Here is a 15,069-nt window from a genome sequence, read left to right as displayed (position 1 = left end):
CAGATCGGGGATGGAAGATGAAGTTTGCCTATGAGGATTTGGGCGACGACCAGTTTGAGGTGCTGATCGTACTCTTGTGTCAACGCTTGCTTGGCATAGCCGTTCAGGGGTTCGCGAAAGGGCCAGATGGCGGGCGTGATGCGAAATTCATCGGTACAGCGGAACTGCACCCCAGCAAAGCAGCTCCCTGGGTGGGTACAGTCATCGTCCAGGCCAAGCACACCAACGGGTATAACCGAAGCTTTTCGGAACTGGACTTCTACAGCACGTCCAGTAAAAACACGGTGATCGGCAAAGAGGTTCCTCGCATCAAGAAACTGCGCGAGGCCAAGCAACTTGATCATTACATGCTGTTTGCGAATCGTCGGCTCACCGGCAACTCCGAAACAGAAATCCGTGACCATATAGCAGCCCAATGTGGCGTTCCTACCTCATCGATCTATCTGTGTGGCCTGGAGCAACTGGAGCTTTGGCTGAAGCGATTCCCAGAGGTAGCCCAAGAAGCCAAATTGGACGCGGTAGACTCTCCGCTGATAGTCAGTCCAGATGATCTTGCAGAGGTAGTTGAAGCGCTTGCTCGTCAAAAGGATGGATTAGCCACATTGCTCGACGATCCACCCACCGTGCGCGTGACCTATGAGCAAAAGAACGCTCTAAACAATATGACTGAGGAGTATGCGAAGGCCCAGCGACGTAAGTATCTGAAGGAGACCGCCCAAATTCGCACTTTCTTGGCAGCACCGGAAAATATCGAGTTGCTGCGCATGTATGAATCCGTGGTCGACGAATTTCAACTCAAGATCATAGCCAAGCGCAAAGACTATCAAACCTTCGATGAAGTCATGGAGTATCTAGTTGACCTGCTATTCAACCGTGATCCGGTGCTTCGACAGCATGCCCACAAACGGCTGACACGAGCCGTTCTTTTCTATATGTATTGGAACTGCGACATTGGGGAGCTGGAAGATGCTGCGACCAACTAAGCACTCACATCCTGACCGCACAGTTATCAATGTGTCGTTGCTGCTTCTGTCGCGACTGAAGGATCGCCGCATAGATGAATACGATGTACTGCGGAAGTTCGCGAAAAAGAGCGTTTCTGGTGGAGATATTCTTTTCCTGCCCGCGCTCAATTTTCTTTACCTGATGGGTCTTGTTGAATATCGTCCTAAGACAGACGCGGTGGAATACGTGGGGCCAAATGAAGCTATCTAAACTCTATTCCAATAAGCCGGACATGTTCGAACCTGTGGACTTTGCTCTTGGATTGAATGTAGTAATCGCTGAAATTCGACTGCCCGAGAATCTAAAAAAAGATACCCATAATCTTGGAAAAACCACACTCGGCCGCCTCCTCGACTTCGTATTTTTGTCAGGGAAAGACCCGAAATTTTTCCTTTTCAAGCACTTTGACTTATTCAAGGAGTTTGTCTTCTTCCTAGAAATTGAACTGGAAGATGGCTCTTTTGTCACGATACGGCGCAGCGTAGAAGAAGCGACGAAAATCGCTTTCAAGCGGCATGAAGCCAGCCATCAAGACTTGTCGGCGTTATCGCTGGCGGAATGGGATCACCAAGACGTTCCTTTTGAACGTGCACGTGAACTGCTTGACGGCCTGCTTGACTGGCGCGCGCTTAAGCCATGGTCGTACCGTAAGGTGCTTGGCTATCTGTTACGGTCTCAGGAGGATTTCCGCGAAGTTTTCCAACTTCGAAAATTCGCCTCCAAACATGCTGATTGGAAGCCATTCCTTGCCCACCTGCTGGGCTTTGATGCAAAGCTCATTGCCGATCACTATGCGAAAGAGCAGGAACTGTCCAAGAGACAGGAAACGGCGCAGACCATCAAAAAAGAGTTGGGCGGCTCGGTCGAGGACATCAGTAAGATTGAAGGCATTCTTTTGCTAAAGCAGAAAGATGCGGAGAAGAAGCAGGCGTTGCTAGACGCTTTCGACTTTCGTGCCCAAGACAAGGACCGCACAAAACAGGTGGTTGACGAAGTTGACGAACGCATTGCCGCACTCAACGCCGAACGGTATTCATTGAGCCAGAACAAGAAGAAAGTACAGGCATCTCTGCAAGAAGATCAAATCCTGTTCAGTCCTGATGAAGCGCAGCGCCTGTTCAGTGAAGCAGGCGTGCTGTTCCAAGGGCAGATCAAGAAGGATTACCAGCAGTTAATTGCCTTCAACCGGGCAATCACCGAGGAGCGCCGCGGCTACCTTCAGGAGGAGTTCGCCGAGATCGAGGGCGAGCTGAAACGGGTGAATGCAGAACTGAATGCTTTGGGCAAAAAACGTTCGGAAATGCTCTCTTTCTTAAGCGGAACGGATGTCTTCAGCAAGTACAAACAACTCTCGGATGAAATGGTGACGCTGCGCGCCGACATCACCTTATTGGAGCATCAGCGAGGCCATTTGCATCGCCTGCAGGAATTGCGCACAGAGATTCGATCCTTGACGGAAGAATGCGGCCATTTGCAGGCACAAATCGAGGCCGATGTGGAAAAGCAGAACTCAGACCAGCAAAGCTTGTTCTCCACGATCCGGGTTTTCTTCAGCGAGATCGTTGAGGAAGTCATTGATCGTAAAGCGCTTTTGAGTGTAGCCCCCAATCAGCTCGGGCATCTGGAGTTCAAGGCGGAAATCCTCGATGGATCGGGTAATGCCACCAGTGCCGACCTAGGACACACCTATCGTAAGCTGTTGTGTGTTGCATTCGATATGGCGGTGCTGCGAGCGCATCTGAGCGAGAAGTTTCCGCGCTTCGTGTATCACGACGGGGTACTGGAGTCCTTGGATGACCGCAAAAAGGAAAATCTCCTGACAGTGGTTAGGCGATATGCAGAATTGGGCCTGCAACCGGCGATCACACTGATTGACTCGGACTTGCCTGCACGGTCAGAGGATGATGCTGCCGTCTTTGCAGCCGATGAAATCATCGTGACGCTACATGATGAGGGCGACCATGGCCGGCTGTTCAAGATGAAAGGGTGGTAATTGAAGGTCACTCTCTCCTGTCAGCTAACAGTGTGGCGCGACCAAACCTGACCGTTACTCGGTACAAGAAACGGTACGCTAGCGGTACAGTGCCCAGCTTTTACCGATTTCGCCAAATTACGCTTAACCCGCTCTACGACGATACTTTCAGCTAACTGTACCTGCGCTAAGCTACGCACGATTTCACTGGGTTTGCAGCGTTTCTAGGCAACTCATAATCCTTTGGTCCACGGTTCGAGTCCGTGTGGGCCCACCACCTTCAAAGCCTGCAAGCGCCAGGCTGACTGGCCGCCCCGCAACCGCAGAAGCGGCCCAATGTAACGCCCTGAAAGCCTCGCCCGGCCAACGCTGAACACCTGTGCATAGGGGCTTTCACTGCATCGCCCAACAAGAGGCATCAGCCGATGCCGACCTGCCCTCTGCCAGTAAAACCCGGCCAGCACAGAATGGGCAGTCACTGGAGAAGCGCACGAACCTTGTCCAGACCTCTTCGCCGCACCACGATACAGTTCGAACCCAGCAGAATCTTCCTTGAGCGCAGGCGCCTTCAGCACTCGATTGTCCAGACCCGTTCAAGCGAGCATTGCCTCAAGCATATGGATTGGCTCAATAAGCAGCTCGAACATCGACCCGTGATACACACAAGGAAGTACGCCATGACCGAAGCAGAAAAATGGGCTGAATACGACTTGGCAGAGCATGCTCTGGGCATACTCATCAGCCACTGTTCCGCGCGCCTGTACGCAGAAAAGATGGGAGAAGCCCCCGACCAGGAGCAGATCGCCACCTGGCGTAACGAGCGAACTGCATGGGTGCAGCTGCGGCGACAGCTGAGCGTTGACGATATGGCTACGATCAAGCGGGTGAATGAACAATACGGCCCTAAAGCAAAAGCCCTTAGCAACAGGCAGTAGCAGCAGGGTACAGACCACGCTATACGGAAAATAATCGTGGCCTGACCATCCATGTCTGCGCTGCTGCAGCGCTGAACAGGCCTGCTTTAGTCATGAAAATTCATGCAAGCGCAGCACCACGACTGAGCAGCTGCCAAAGGAACAGGCATGCACGACACCCCACTGATTGAAGAACCTTTGTTCATCACCGAGGCAATCGAAGCCGAGATGATCAAGGCTGGCCACGTATGTGAGCCTCCCAAGCATGTGTCTATCGCTCGCCTTGATGAGGTCCCCGGCTACGAACATCTGCGCGATAGCGACGAGAAGCCGGATGCGGCCACACAGCCTGCTGAGGCCGCGAACGAGTAGATCACCGGCTTAAATCCTGGCGCAACGAGCTATGCGGTGGATACAACCGCAAACTCAAGAACTGGATCTGCAGGGTTCAGGCGAGGCCGCCGTGCACCTGATTACGGCCATTGGACTTTGCGTGGTACATAGCCGCATCGGCTTGACTCACCAGGGTCGTGGCGTCAGAGCAGGCCGCGCCCGCTTCGGCAACCCCGATGCTGATGGTCACATTCAGCCTGCTGTCGTTGATCGGCAGCACAATGGCCTGCACGGCTAGGCGCAGCTTTTCAGCGATCGCCAGTGCTTCATGCCATTCCGTGCCGGCAAGCAGCACTGCAAACTCCTCGCCGCCCAGTCGACCGCAGAGGTCGGCTTCACGCAAGGTTGCTTTCAGTCGTTTCGCCACCGCGTGCAGCACCCGGTCCCCCGTAGCGTGACCGTGGGTGTCGTTGATCTGTTTGAAGTGGTCGATGTCGAGCATGAGCGCACAGAGCGGCAAGCCGTGGCGGCGGGTGTAAGAGAACATCGCATCGGCCTGCTCCTTGAAAGCGCGCAGATTGTTCAGCCCGGTCAGCTCGTCAGTGCGCGCGGCATTGCTGGCGATGCGGTGCTGGATCTCCAGTTCGCGGCGCAGCCGCAGCAGAGAGCCCAGTGCATCGGACAGTTCGCGGGTGGCACGCATGACGAAGATGGAAAAGGCCAGAGTGGTCACGGCCAGCAGCCGTTGTTCGGTGCCCGGTTCGGTGAACAGCCACAGCGTTGTGGGTAGCAGCACCAGCGCCACGGCGGCGAGGGTCATGGAGCGATAAGCCGAATAGGCCGAAATGGCGCTGCCGGCCATGCCGATCGCAAAAAAGAGGGTCATGACCTGTGACAGCAAACTGTCGCGGGACATCAGCAGAAAAGCACCGATGCCCCAGATTGCGGACGTGACTACCAGCGTCACCCAATACACGCCTTCCCAGCGGGCAGGCGTGCGGTTATGTGGGGCGCTGCGGTGGTAAGCCCAAAACAGACTGAGTCGAACCATGCCGGCCAGACACAGGGCAATGAGTCAGGGGGCGATAACGGCGTGGTTGCCCAGATCGTGCTGCAACCAGGACAGCACCGTTGCTCCCCCCACACTGCCAAATGTGGCGAGGAAAGACTGACGAAACAGCAGTTGCAGCCGGTCGGTGCGCACCTGCAGGGCAACCGAGTCGCTGGCGGGAGACTCAGGCGAGAGAGGCATGAGCCACCTAAGGTCTGAATTAAGGGCAGGCTTTAGTCACCCCCCCGTGAGCGAAATAATAGACTGGCGCCAGATATTAGCCCCCCTCGGCCCGACGCAGAAAGTGAAACCTGAAAACGCACGCGGTCTCGTTCCCCACCCAAGCACTAGAAATAGCCGTAGCAATGATATTTCTGCAGGTGCCTGATCTTTCTGGAGAGTGTGTACCCACCATCTTGCAAGCCGCGCTGCGTGGCTTTTTTTCAGCGTGAGCCTAGTTAGCCAGCCCACTGCGGGACTGGGAGGGCCTACCTGCTTGCCAGGCAGCAGGCTCTACATATACTGTACAAATAAACAGTATTCGATTGATTGTGATCGCCATGCAGTTGTTGGATAAACTCACCATACTCGCCGATGCAGCCAAGTACGACGTTTCCTGCGCCAGCAGTGGCGCGCCCACGCGCAGCTCCAAGGGTAAGGCTGGGCTGGGTTCGACCAATGGTGCGGGGATCTGTCACAGCTTTACCCCGGACGGGCGCTGCATTGCCTTGCTGAAAATCCTCCTGACCAATTTCTGCCTGTACGACTGCCAGTACTGCATCAATCGTCGTTCGAGTGATGTGCCGCGCACGCGTTTCAGCCCGGCAGAGGTGGTGCAGCTGACCCTGGACTTCTACAAGCGCAACTACATCAGTGGCTTGTTTCTCAGCTCAGGCATCATCCGTTCCGTCGACTACACCATGGAGCAATTGGTTCGCGTGGCACGCCTGTTGCGCGAGGAACATCTGTTCCGTGGCTATATCCACTTGAAGACCATTCCCGATGCCGCCCCCGAACTGATTGCCGAAGCCGGGCGTTATGCGGATCGGCTCAGCGTGAATATCGAACTGCCGACCGAGCGCAGCCTGGTGCAACTGGCACCGGAAAAGCGTGTGGTGAGTATTCGCCAGGCCATGCAGCAGATTCATCACGGTGAGCAACAGGCTCAACAGGAACGCCGCGCGCCGCGTTTTGCTCCGGCTGGACAGAGCACACAGATGATCATCGGTGCCGACGCGACCGACGACAGCACCATCCTGCACAACGCCCAGACCCTGTATCGCAGCTATCGCTTGCGACGTGTCTACTACTCGGCGTTCAGCCCGATACCGCACAGCCCGAAGACCGTGCCCTTTGCCGCGCCGCCACTGCTACGCGAACACCGCCTTTACCAGGCCGATTTCCTGATGCGCGGGTACGGTTTCCAGGCCCGCGAGCTGCTCGGCGGGCCGGGCAATCTGGCCTTGGATATCGATCCCAAGTTGGCCTGGGCGCTGGCGCACCGCGAGCAATTTCCGCTCGACCTGAATCGTGCCGAGCAGCAACAGATAGCCCGCGTGCCAGGCATCGGCATGCTCAGCGCCAGACGCCTGGTAGCCTTGCGCCGCGAGCGACGTATTCGTCTGGCCGACCTGCTGCACCTGCGCTGCGTGCTGGACAAGGCGCGCCCCTTCATCATTACCGCCGACTATCGCCCCAGCCAGGCCGAGCAGGAGTCCGCCAGCCTGCGTCAGCAACTGCGCGACAGCCCGGCACAATTGGCACTCTGGTAATGCGTACGCTGTATGTCGATGGCACCTTCGCCGGTTGGCGTGAGGTTGCACGCCAGGCCTTGCTGCAGGGCCTGGCGCCGCATCAGTTGCACTGGCAGGACGCCGACAGCTGCCCTGGCCTGTTCGATCATGGTCAGGCCGCCCTGCCGGCCAGCACCGGCCACTTGCGCGTACCGGCACAACTTCTACAACAGCTGGAGTGCGCCGCACGCTACCGTGGCGAGGCACGCTGGAGCCTGCTGTATCGCGTGCTATGGCGTGTTGTGCATGGCCAGCGCAGTGCGGCTCTGGCTGGCGACCCTGACGGCAGCGAACTTCAGCGACGCATCAAGGCCGTACGCCGCGAGGCACACCACCTGCACGCCTTTGTGCGCTTTCAGCCGGCACCCGCCGTTAGCGAGGTGGACCTGTTGGCCTGGTTCGAGCCTCGCCATGACATTCTCGCCTGGGCCAGCAGGCACTTCAGCGAGCGCCTGGGCCAGCAACGCTGGCTGATTGCCACGCCTGCAGACGGCGTGCACTGGGATGGCCAGCGCCTGCACCATCATCGCCACTGCCCGCGCCAATGGCAGGTCTGGGCCACGCAGCCTGACAGCGAGGGGCAAGCGCTGTGGCAGGCCTACTACAGCAGCACCTTCAATCCGGCGCGCGTTAATCCGCGCGCGCTCAAACAACACCTGCCCAGCCGCCTCTGGCGGCATCTGCCGGAGAGCACGCTGATTCCACAGCTGATCAATCAAGCACGCCATGGCGCACAGCACCATAGCCAGGCGCCGGTGCTGCTGCGACGTCCTGGCAAGCGCATTGCCCCGCCTGACAGCAAGGACTGACTGAGCGCGTACTGGCCAGCTGGCATCACTCTTGCGTAAACCTGGTGTGCCTCGCGCTATCCAGGGAGTTCTGCCAGATGAACGGGATCACCTATCCAGCCTTTCTGCTGCTGCGCGTGCTCGGCCCGCAGCGCACTCTGCTGGCGCTTACCAGCCTGGGTGCGTTCAGCCTGCTTGGCTTATGGCTGTGGCCAGGTTACGGCGCGGCGTGGCTCAGCCTGCTGTCTGCCTACCTGAGCCTGGCGTGCCTGCAACGCCTGTTCCACGCCTTGCACACCCTGCGCGAGCCAACCCCTGCCGGCAGCGGCGACCTGCTGGAGCCGCTGCGCCAGCATTGGCAGCACGAGCGGCTGTTAGAGCAGCGCGAACAACAACTGTTGCAGCAACGCCTGGATGAAATCTCGCACTCCTCGCAGGAGCTGGAGCACAGCGCCGCCCAGGTGACACACAATGCACAAGCACAAAGCGTGGCGGCCACCGTCGCCGCCGCAGCGGTCGAGCAGCTGAATGTGAGCATCGTTGAGGTCGCGGGACTGGCCGCAACGGCGCGGCAAACCAGCGAGCAAGCCAGCGCCGAACTGCAGCACAGCATCGAACAGCTCACCAATCTGGTGCAGCAGGTCACCTGCATGGACGAGCAGGCGGTGGCTACCAACAACCTGTTCCAGCAGTTGAACGCCTACTCGCAGACCATCAGCGAGATGTCCGGGACCATTCGCGGCATCGCCACGCAAACCAACCTGCTCGCGCTCAACGCCGCCATCGAGGCCGCCCGTGCCGGGGAAAGTGGGCGTGGCTTTGCGGTGGTCGCCGACGAGGTGCGCCGCCTGGCCCAGCACAGCCAGGAGTCAGCCAATGAGATCAGCCGCAATATCGAGCAGATACAGCAGCACATTGCTAACGCCAGCCAGCAGATGGCCGCGCTCAGCGAACAAGCCGAACGCAGTGCGGCGCGCTCGGCCAGCGTGCGCAACCAACTGGATACCGTGCAGGAGTGGACCGGCCAGCTGACCGGGCAGGTCGAGCAGGTCGCCGTGAGCACCGAGCAACAGGGCAAGGCCGTGGCAGAAATCGCCGAACTGGCCGACCGCGTGCGGCGCGGTAATGCCGACAATCTGCAAGCGGCCGACCAGGCGCGCAGCATCGCCCATCACCTGGCACATCTGACGAGGTAAACAGCATGCACGACGTGTCTGCCTGGATCACCCTACCCGGCCTGGCGCTTGGCGTCGCGTTGCTCTGCGCGCTGCTCTACCCGCTGCATCGGCGCCTGCAGCAGCGCCAACAGCGCCAGCTCCGCTTGAACATCACCCAGCTCAGCCTGCTACGCGAGCTGATCGGCGGCTGGCAGCGCCACCGCGGACTGAGCAATGGCCTGTTATGCGGGGACAGCAGTCTCAGCCAGGACTTGGCTGCCGTGCGCCTGCAGGTCGACGATCACCTGCTGCAGGCGACACGCTTGTCCGGTAACCAGCAGACCGCCTGGGCCAGCCTGTTCGATCACTGGTCGCGCCTGCGCGACGTGCGCAACAGCGACCCGGCCAATAACCTGGTCCAGCATCACCTGATCATCCGTAACGCCATCTTTCTGATGGAGGACATTGCCAGCGAGTTCGACCTGAGCCAGGGCCGCAGCGAGCTGTCCTACCTGCCGTGCATCTGGCATGAGGTGATCCAGGCAGCCGAGTGGGCCGGGCAAGCGCGCGCATTGGGTACGGGAATCGCTGCCGCACGGCACAGCAGTGCCGAGCAGCGGGTACGCCTGCGCTTCCTGAAACAGAAGATCGAGCAACTGTCGCGTAGCGCCTTCACCACCCTGCACAACCATGAGCAATGCAGACGCTTCAACCTGATGCGCGGAGAGCAGACGGTGTTGAGCTTCCTGCGCTGTATCGACCAGGAACTATTGAATGTTGAGCAACCTGGGATAGCCGCCAAGGCTTACTTCCAGTGCGCGACACTGGCCATCGATGAATTGCTGGCGCTGATTGATGTCGCTCTGCGCCATCTGCAGGAGACAGGCCGCGGAGCTACGACTGGCAATTCCCAGGCAAAGAAAAACCCCGACTAGCGGGGTTCTGCAGAATGTTGCGGCTTCCATGCTCGGCCATCGTCCTGATGGCAATCCTCGCAATCCCTGTACTCCGTGGCGCGTCCTGCGCGTCGTCCTTGTGCTGGCAATGTTACTCAGGGCGCCAGTAAGGCCATAGTGGCAAAATGCACCACACCGTGTAAGCCAAGGCTTACACGGCTGCGCCTAGCGCGAAGACGACTGCGAAAATGCCAAGCACTAGCGGTTTCACTTGTGACGAAGCTCTTGTTAGACTGAAATTGTCCGACAAATGCCATGCACCGCGAACCCTCCAGCCTGGTTCCACGCATGCCGCATGGCGCACCACCGACAACAAGGCCACAGGCCATATAACAAAGGTTCTTCGCATGCGCTCACTCGCTATCGCTCTCTCCTGCCTGGCCCTGAGCAGCCCTGCTGCCCTGGCCAGCGGGCAAAACCAGCTAGACGATGCCGAACAGGCCATTGCCCAGCACTTCTGGTCGCTCTATCCCCAGGGCGGCACCACACTGTATTGCGCTACGCCTTTTAGTGGCGCACACAGCACCTTCACAGCCGCCGCCGTATTCAGTGAACGGCAGATCAAGCAGGCCATGCGCTGCGCGACCAGCAACCAGTGCACGGTCGTCAACCCCAAATACCCCTACATGCTGGCCGACTTGCACAACTACTACCCGGCACTCACCCGTGTGGAACAGGCACGCCGCGGCGCCGCTTTTGGCACACTGGCTGAGCAAGTCGAGCCACGTTTTGCCGATCTCGACTGCGCGGTGAAGATCAAGCACAAGACCATCGAGCCGCCAGACACAGCCAAAGGCAACGTGGCACGGGCGATGTTCTACATGCACGAGGAGTACAACCTGCGCCTGCCCGGCAACCTCGAAGAGCTCAAGGCCTGGCACCGCATGGACCCGCCGGACAGCGAGGAGCAGGCGCGCAATGAACGCATTGCGCAGATTCAGGGCACGCGCAATCGCTTTATCGACAACCCGGCGCTGGCCGACACCCTGGGCCGGGAATAATCCGACACAAAAAAACAGGCCCGCCATCTCTGGCGGGCCTGTTTCTTATGAGCGACGCAAGGCGTCGCCTAGGCTCAGAACTGCGCGGCGTCGAGCAGGAACAGCGACTCGCTGCCCGCCTTGACCGAAGCACTCAGCGAGTGAATACGCGGCAGCAGGCGGGCGAAGAAGAAGCGCGCGGTACCCAGCTTGCTCACGTAGAACTCGTCCTGATCCTGCTTGGCCAGGGCGGCACGCGCCATGAGTGCCCACATGTAGGCATAGGCGGTGTAGCCGAACACTTGCAGGTACTCCACCGAAGCGGCACCGATTTCGTTCGGGTTGGCCTTGGCGCGCTCGATGACCCAGGCAGTCAGCGCGTCCAGGTTGCTCACGGCAGCCTTGAGCGGCTCGACAAACTCGGCCAGGCTGGCATCGGCACTGCCGATGAAGGCCTTCATTTCGTCAGAGAAGTGCTTGTAGAAGCTGCCACCGCTGCCAACGATCTTACGCCCCATCAGGTCCAGCGACTGGATGCCGTTGGTGCCTTCGTAGATCTGCGTGATACGGCAGTCGCGGATCAGCTGCTCCTGGCCCCACTCGCGGATGAAACCGTGGCCGCCGAAGATCTGCTGGCCGTGCACGGTGGTTTCCAGCCCCATGTCGGTGAGGAAGGCCTTGGCAACCGGGGTCAGCAGGGCAACCAGCTCCTCGGCACGCTTGGCCACAGTGGCATCTTCACTGTACTTGGCGGTGTCGAGCTGCATGGCAACGTAGCTGGAGAAAGCACGGCCACCTTCGTTCAGCGCCTTCATGGTCAGCAGCATGCGGCGCACGTCCGGATGCACGATGATCGGGTCGGCGGCCTTGTCCTTGGCGACCGGGCCGGTCGGTGCACGGCTCTGGATACGATCACGGGCGTACTCGATGGCGCTCTGGTAGGAACGCTCGCCCAGCGCCAGGCCCTGGATACCCACACCCAGACGCTCGTAGTTCATCATGGTGAACATGGCGTTGAGGCCCTTGTTGACTTCGCCAACCAGGTAGCCGGTGGCGCCGTCGAAGTTCATCACGCAGGTGGCCGAAGCCTTGATGCCCATCTTGTGTTCGATGGAGCCACAGCTCAGGCTGTTCTTCTCACCCAGCGAACCATCGGCATTGACCATCACCTTCGGCACCAGGAACAGCGAAATACCTTTCGGGCCGGCCGGGGCATCCGGCAGCTTGGCCAGTACCAGGTGAATGATGTTCTCGGTCAGGTCATGCTCACCACCGGTGATGAAGATCTTGGTGCCGGTGATCTTGTAGCTGCCATCGGCCTGCGGCTCGGCCTTGGTGCGGATGATGCCCAGGTCAGTACCGGCATGCGGCTCGGTCAGGCACATGGAGCCAGCCCACACACCGGCGTACATGTTCGGCAGGTACTGCTGCTTCAGCTCTTCGCTGGCGTGGTTGAGGATCGACAGGCAGGCACCGGCGGTCAGCATCGGGTACAGGCCAAAGGACAGGTTGGCCGAGTTGACCATTTCTTCGACTTGCGCGCCGATTACCTTGGGCATGCCCATGCCGCCGAACTCCGGCGAGCCGCCCACACCTACCCAGCCACCATCGGCGTAGGTCTGGTAGGCCTCGGGGAAACCGGCCGGGGTTTTCACCGCACCGTCTACCCAGGAGCAGCCTTCTTCGTCACCGCTGCGATTCAACGGAGCGATGCTGCCGGCAGTGACTTTGCCCGCCTCTTCGAGAATGGCGGCGGCGGTTTCCTCATCGACGACTTCGGCCAGCCCAGGCAACTGTGCCCAGAGCTTGGACACTTCAAAGACTTCATTGAGTACGAAGCGCATATCGCGCAGAGGAGCTTTGTAATCTGCCACGGGTATTTCCTCGAAAAAACCAGGGTGAAAGCCAATCGGCCGGTTTTGCAAGGCCGGCAGTTTAGCTTAACAACGTTTCAAAGACATAGAGTCAGGTTAGGACTGTAAGGTCTGCAAGCGTTTCACCGCTCACCCCTAGCAGCCAAGCAGTCACGACTTGCACTGATCTACCGCGCATTGCCTGGAAAAACCCATAAAAAAACCCCGCCAGCATGGCGGGGTTCTTTTTACTCAAGCAACCCTTAGTAACCCAGCGCGAAGTCTTCTTCGGCCATGTCCATCAGGTTGTTGGCGCCAGACAGCATGGCTTCTACGTGAGTACGGGTGCGCGGCAGGATGCGCGCGAAGTAGAAGCGAGCGGTCTGCAGCTTGGCCTTGTAGAAGGCTTCGTCGCCGGTACCGGCAGCCAGCTTCTCGGCGGCCAGGCGCGCCATGTCGGCCCAGAAGTAGGCCAGGCAGGCGTAGCCGGAGTACATCAGGTAATCCACGGAAGCGGCGCCGACTTCTTCGCGATCTTTCATCGCAGCCATGCCGATCTTCATGGTGATGTCGCCCCACTCCTTGTTCAGCTTGGCCAGCGGCTCGACGAATTCCTTGACGGAATCGTTGCCTTCGTTGGCCTGGCAGAACTTGTGCACGATCTTGGTGAAGTTCTTCAGCGCGCCACCCTGGGTCATCAGCACCTTGCGACCCAGCAGGTCGAGGGCCTGAACACCGGTAGTGCCTTCGTACATCATCGAGATACGGCAATCGCGCATGTTCTGCTCCATGCCCCACTCGGCGATGAAGCCGTGGCCGCCATAGATCTGCATGCCGTGCGAAGCTGCTTCGAAGCCGACTTCGGTCATGAACGCCTTGGCGATCGGAGTCAGGAAGGCCAGCAGCTCGTCAGCTGCTTTCTTCTCTTCTTCGTTCTGGCTGTACTTGACCAGGTCGACCTGCTTGGCCGCGAAGTAAACCATGGCGCGGTTACCTTCGGCGAAAGCCTTCATGGTCAGCAGCATGCGACGTACGTCCGGGTGGACGATGATCGGGTCAGCCGCCTTGTCCGGCGCTTTCGGGCCGGTCAGGGAACGCATCTGCAGACGCTCACGAGCGTACTTCAGGCCACCCTGGAAGCCGATTTCGGCGTGGGCCAGACCCTGCAGGGCGGTACCCAGACGAGCGGTGTTCATGAAGGTGAACATGCAGTTCAGGCCCTTGTTGGCTGGGCCAATCAGGTAGCCGGTGGCGCCGTCGAAGTTCATTACGCAGGTAGCGTTACCGTGGATGCCCATCTTGTGCTCGATCGAGCCACAGGACACGGCGTTACGCGCACCGGCAGTGCCGTCGGCGTTGGGCAGGAACTTCGGTACGATGAACAGCGAGATACCCTTGGTGCCCTGCGGGGCGTCGGGCAGACGGGCCAGCACGATGTGCACGATGTTGCCCGACATGTCGTGCTCACCGGCAGAGATGAAGATCTTGGTGCCGGAAACTTTGTAGCTGCCGTCAGCCTGCGGCTCAGCCTTGGTGCGCAGCATGCCCAGGTCGGTACCGCAGTGCGGTTCGGTCAGACACATGGTGCCGGTCCACTCGCCGGAAACCAGCTTGGTCAGGTAGACGTGCTTCTGCTCGTCGGTACCGTGCTCGGAGATGGTGTTCATCGCGCCGTGCGACAGGCCCGGGTACATGCCCCACGACCAGTTGGCTTCACCAACCATTTCGCTGATAGCCAGGCCCAGGGACTCCGGCAGGCCTTGACCGCCGTGCTCGACGTCATGCGCCAGGCTCGGCCAGCCGCCTTCGACGAACTGCTGGTAGGCTTCCTTGAAGCCCGTCGGGGTCTTCACGCCTTCAGGGGACCAGGTGCAGCCTTCGATGTCACCTACACGGTTCAGCGGAGCGATCACCTGCTCACAGAACTTGGCGCCTTCTTCGAGAATGGCGTTAACCATGTCCGGGGTAGCATCTTGGCAAGCCGGCAGGCTCTGATAGTGCGCTTCATAGCCGAGCAGTTCGTCACGTACGAAGCGAATATCACGCAAGGGGGCCTTGTAATCAGGCATATCGGTAAACCTCTGCGAAGGGTTTCTGGTTGAGAAGACCGGCACTCCGGCCACTGTCAGCAACAACTTTTTCGATGTCCGCACCATCACTTTCGACGGGCAGTCAAACAGGCGTTTGAAACATACGTTTACGCCAAGCCACTGTCAAGCACCTGCCTGGCAGGTTCTGCAGCATCCATTGAACATAGCAGAAATTGC

Annotated in this window: 14 protein-coding genes; 10 read left to right on the top strand and 4 right to left on the bottom strand. The window is 59.1% G+C overall.

Annotated elements, in window-relative coordinates; genetic code table 11:
- Positions 1-17: 17 nt before the first annotated feature.
- From CFY91_RS02575 to CFY91_RS02555, 5 genes are all read left to right on the top strand, one after another.
- The gene (locus CFY91_RS02575; protein WP_093984773.1) at positions 18-983 is read left to right on the top strand and encodes an ABC-three component system protein; all 966 of its coding nucleotides are present in this window, start codon (positions 18-20) and stop codon (positions 981-983) included.
- On the top strand, positions 967-1,215 hold the full coding sequence (locus CFY91_RS02570; RefSeq protein ID WP_093984772.1) for an ABC-three component system middle component 8: 249 nt from the start codon (positions 967-969) through the stop codon (positions 1,213-1,215). Before CFY91_RS02575 ends, CFY91_RS02570 begins: the two co-directional genes overlap by 17 nt.
- On the top strand, positions 1,202-2,998 hold the full coding sequence (locus CFY91_RS02565; protein ID WP_093984771.1) for a DUF2326 domain-containing protein: 1,797 nt from the start codon (positions 1,202-1,204) through the stop codon (positions 2,996-2,998). The genes CFY91_RS02570 and CFY91_RS02565 overlap by 14 nt, the downstream gene beginning before the upstream one ends.
- Positions 2,999-3,654: 656 nt before the next feature.
- Positions 3,655-3,912, top strand: a complete 258-nt coding sequence (locus CFY91_RS02560) for a hypothetical protein (RefSeq protein ID WP_093984770.1) — start codon at positions 3,655-3,657, stop codon at positions 3,910-3,912.
- A gap of 147 nt (positions 3,913-4,059) precedes the next feature.
- Positions 4,060-4,263 (top strand): hypothetical protein, encoded by a 204-nt coding sequence (locus CFY91_RS02555; RefSeq protein WP_093984769.1) that lies wholly within the window; start codon positions 4,060-4,062, stop codon positions 4,261-4,263.
- A 76-nt stretch (positions 4,264-4,339) separates the two neighbouring features.
- Here CFY91_RS02555 and CFY91_RS02550 read toward each other — a convergent pair whose 3' ends face one another.
- Entirely contained in the window at positions 4,340-5,191 is an 852-nt protein-coding gene (locus CFY91_RS02550; RefSeq protein ID WP_229727186.1) for a GGDEF domain-containing protein, read from the bottom strand.
- 108 nt (positions 5,192-5,299) lie between these two features.
- Positions 5,300-5,476, bottom strand: a complete 177-nt coding sequence (locus CFY91_RS16165; protein WP_229727187.1) for a hypothetical protein — start codon at positions 5,474-5,476, stop codon at positions 5,300-5,302.
- Between the two features lie 359 nt (positions 5,477-5,835).
- Here CFY91_RS16165 and CFY91_RS02545 point away from each other — a divergent pair, with 359 nt between their 5' ends.
- From CFY91_RS02545 to CFY91_RS02525, 5 genes are all read left to right on the top strand, one after another.
- A complete protein-coding gene (locus CFY91_RS02545; protein WP_093984821.1) occupies positions 5,836-7,047 on the top strand; it encodes a putative DNA modification/repair radical SAM protein in 1,212 nt (403 codons plus the stop codon).
- The gene (locus tag CFY91_RS02540) at positions 7,047-7,877 is read left to right on the top strand and encodes a TIGR03915 family putative DNA repair protein (RefSeq protein WP_093984768.1); all 831 of its coding nucleotides are present in this window, start codon (positions 7,047-7,049) and stop codon (positions 7,875-7,877) included. The genes CFY91_RS02545 and CFY91_RS02540 overlap by 1 nt, the downstream gene beginning before the upstream one ends.
- A gap of 77 nt (positions 7,878-7,954) precedes the next feature.
- Positions 7,955-9,052, top strand: coding sequence for a methyl-accepting chemotaxis protein (locus tag CFY91_RS02535; protein WP_093984767.1), 1,098 nt, complete (start codon positions 7,955-7,957; stop codon positions 9,050-9,052).
- Between the two features lie 5 nt (positions 9,053-9,057).
- Complete coding sequence (locus tag CFY91_RS02530; protein ID WP_093984766.1) at positions 9,058-9,948, top strand: nitrate- and nitrite sensing domain-containing protein; 891 nt, start codon at positions 9,058-9,060, stop codon at positions 9,946-9,948.
- 368 nt (positions 9,949-10,316) lie between these two features.
- A complete protein-coding gene (locus tag CFY91_RS02525) occupies positions 10,317-10,970 on the top strand; it encodes an endonuclease (RefSeq protein WP_093984765.1) in 654 nt (217 codons plus the stop codon).
- A 74-nt stretch (positions 10,971-11,044) separates the two neighbouring features.
- Here the strand turns inward: CFY91_RS02525 and CFY91_RS02520 are convergent, their stop codons facing one another.
- Both CFY91_RS02520 and CFY91_RS02515 read right to left on the bottom strand, forming a co-directional pair.
- Positions 11,045-12,823, bottom strand: a complete 1,779-nt coding sequence (locus CFY91_RS02520) for an acyl-CoA dehydrogenase C-terminal domain-containing protein (RefSeq protein WP_093984764.1) — start codon at positions 12,821-12,823, stop codon at positions 11,045-11,047.
- Between the two features lie 242 nt (positions 12,824-13,065).
- On the bottom strand, positions 13,066-14,871 hold the full coding sequence (locus CFY91_RS02515; RefSeq protein ID WP_093984763.1) for a phenylacyl-CoA dehydrogenase: 1,806 nt from the start codon (positions 14,869-14,871) through the stop codon (positions 13,066-13,068).
- Positions 14,872-15,069: the final 198 nt, after the last annotated feature.

Source organism: Pseudomonas fluvialis, from assembly GCF_002234375.1.
In the GTDB taxonomy this organism is placed as follows: Bacteria; Pseudomonadota; Gammaproteobacteria; order Pseudomonadales; family Pseudomonadaceae; genus Aquipseudomonas; species Aquipseudomonas fluvialis.
Note: the sequence above shows the minus strand (reverse complement) of the source record. Positions and strands in the feature narration are given on the sequence as shown.

What these genes read in the sequence shown, in the direction of transcription:
- CFY91_RS02575 (WP_093984773.1), top strand. Translation starts at nt 18, where the DNA reads ATGAAGTTTGCCTATGAGGATTTGGGCGACGACCAGTTTGAGGTGCTG.
- CFY91_RS02570 (WP_093984772.1), top strand. Translation starts at nt 967, where the DNA reads ATGCTGCGACCAACTAAGCACTCACATCCTGACCGCACAGTTATCAAT.
- CFY91_RS02565 (WP_093984771.1), top strand. Translation starts at nt 1,202, where the DNA reads ATGAAGCTATCTAAACTCTATTCCAATAAGCCGGACATGTTCGAACCT.
- CFY91_RS02560 (WP_093984770.1), top strand. Translation starts at nt 3,655, where the DNA reads ATGACCGAAGCAGAAAAATGGGCTGAATACGACTTGGCAGAGCATGCT.
- CFY91_RS02555 (WP_093984769.1), top strand. Translation starts at nt 4,060, where the DNA reads ATGCACGACACCCCACTGATTGAAGAACCTTTGTTCATCACCGAGGCA.
- CFY91_RS16165 (WP_229727187.1), bottom strand. Translation starts at nt 5,476, where the DNA reads ATGCCTCTCTCGCCTGAGTCTCCCGCCAGCGACTCGGTTGCCCTGCAG.
- CFY91_RS02545 (WP_093984821.1), top strand. Translation starts at nt 5,836, where the DNA reads ATGCAGTTGTTGGATAAACTCACCATACTCGCCGATGCAGCCAAGTAC.
- CFY91_RS02540 (WP_093984768.1), top strand. Translation starts at nt 7,047, where the DNA reads ATGCGTACGCTGTATGTCGATGGCACCTTCGCCGGTTGGCGTGAGGTT.
- CFY91_RS02535 (WP_093984767.1), top strand. Translation starts at nt 7,955, where the DNA reads ATGAACGGGATCACCTATCCAGCCTTTCTGCTGCTGCGCGTGCTCGGC.
- CFY91_RS02530 (WP_093984766.1), top strand. Translation starts at nt 9,058, where the DNA reads ATGCACGACGTGTCTGCCTGGATCACCCTACCCGGCCTGGCGCTTGGC.
- CFY91_RS02525 (WP_093984765.1), top strand. Translation starts at nt 10,317, where the DNA reads ATGCGCTCACTCGCTATCGCTCTCTCCTGCCTGGCCCTGAGCAGCCCT.
- CFY91_RS02515 (WP_093984763.1), bottom strand. Translation starts at nt 14,871, where the DNA reads ATGCCTGATTACAAGGCCCCCTTGCGTGATATTCGCTTCGTACGTGAC.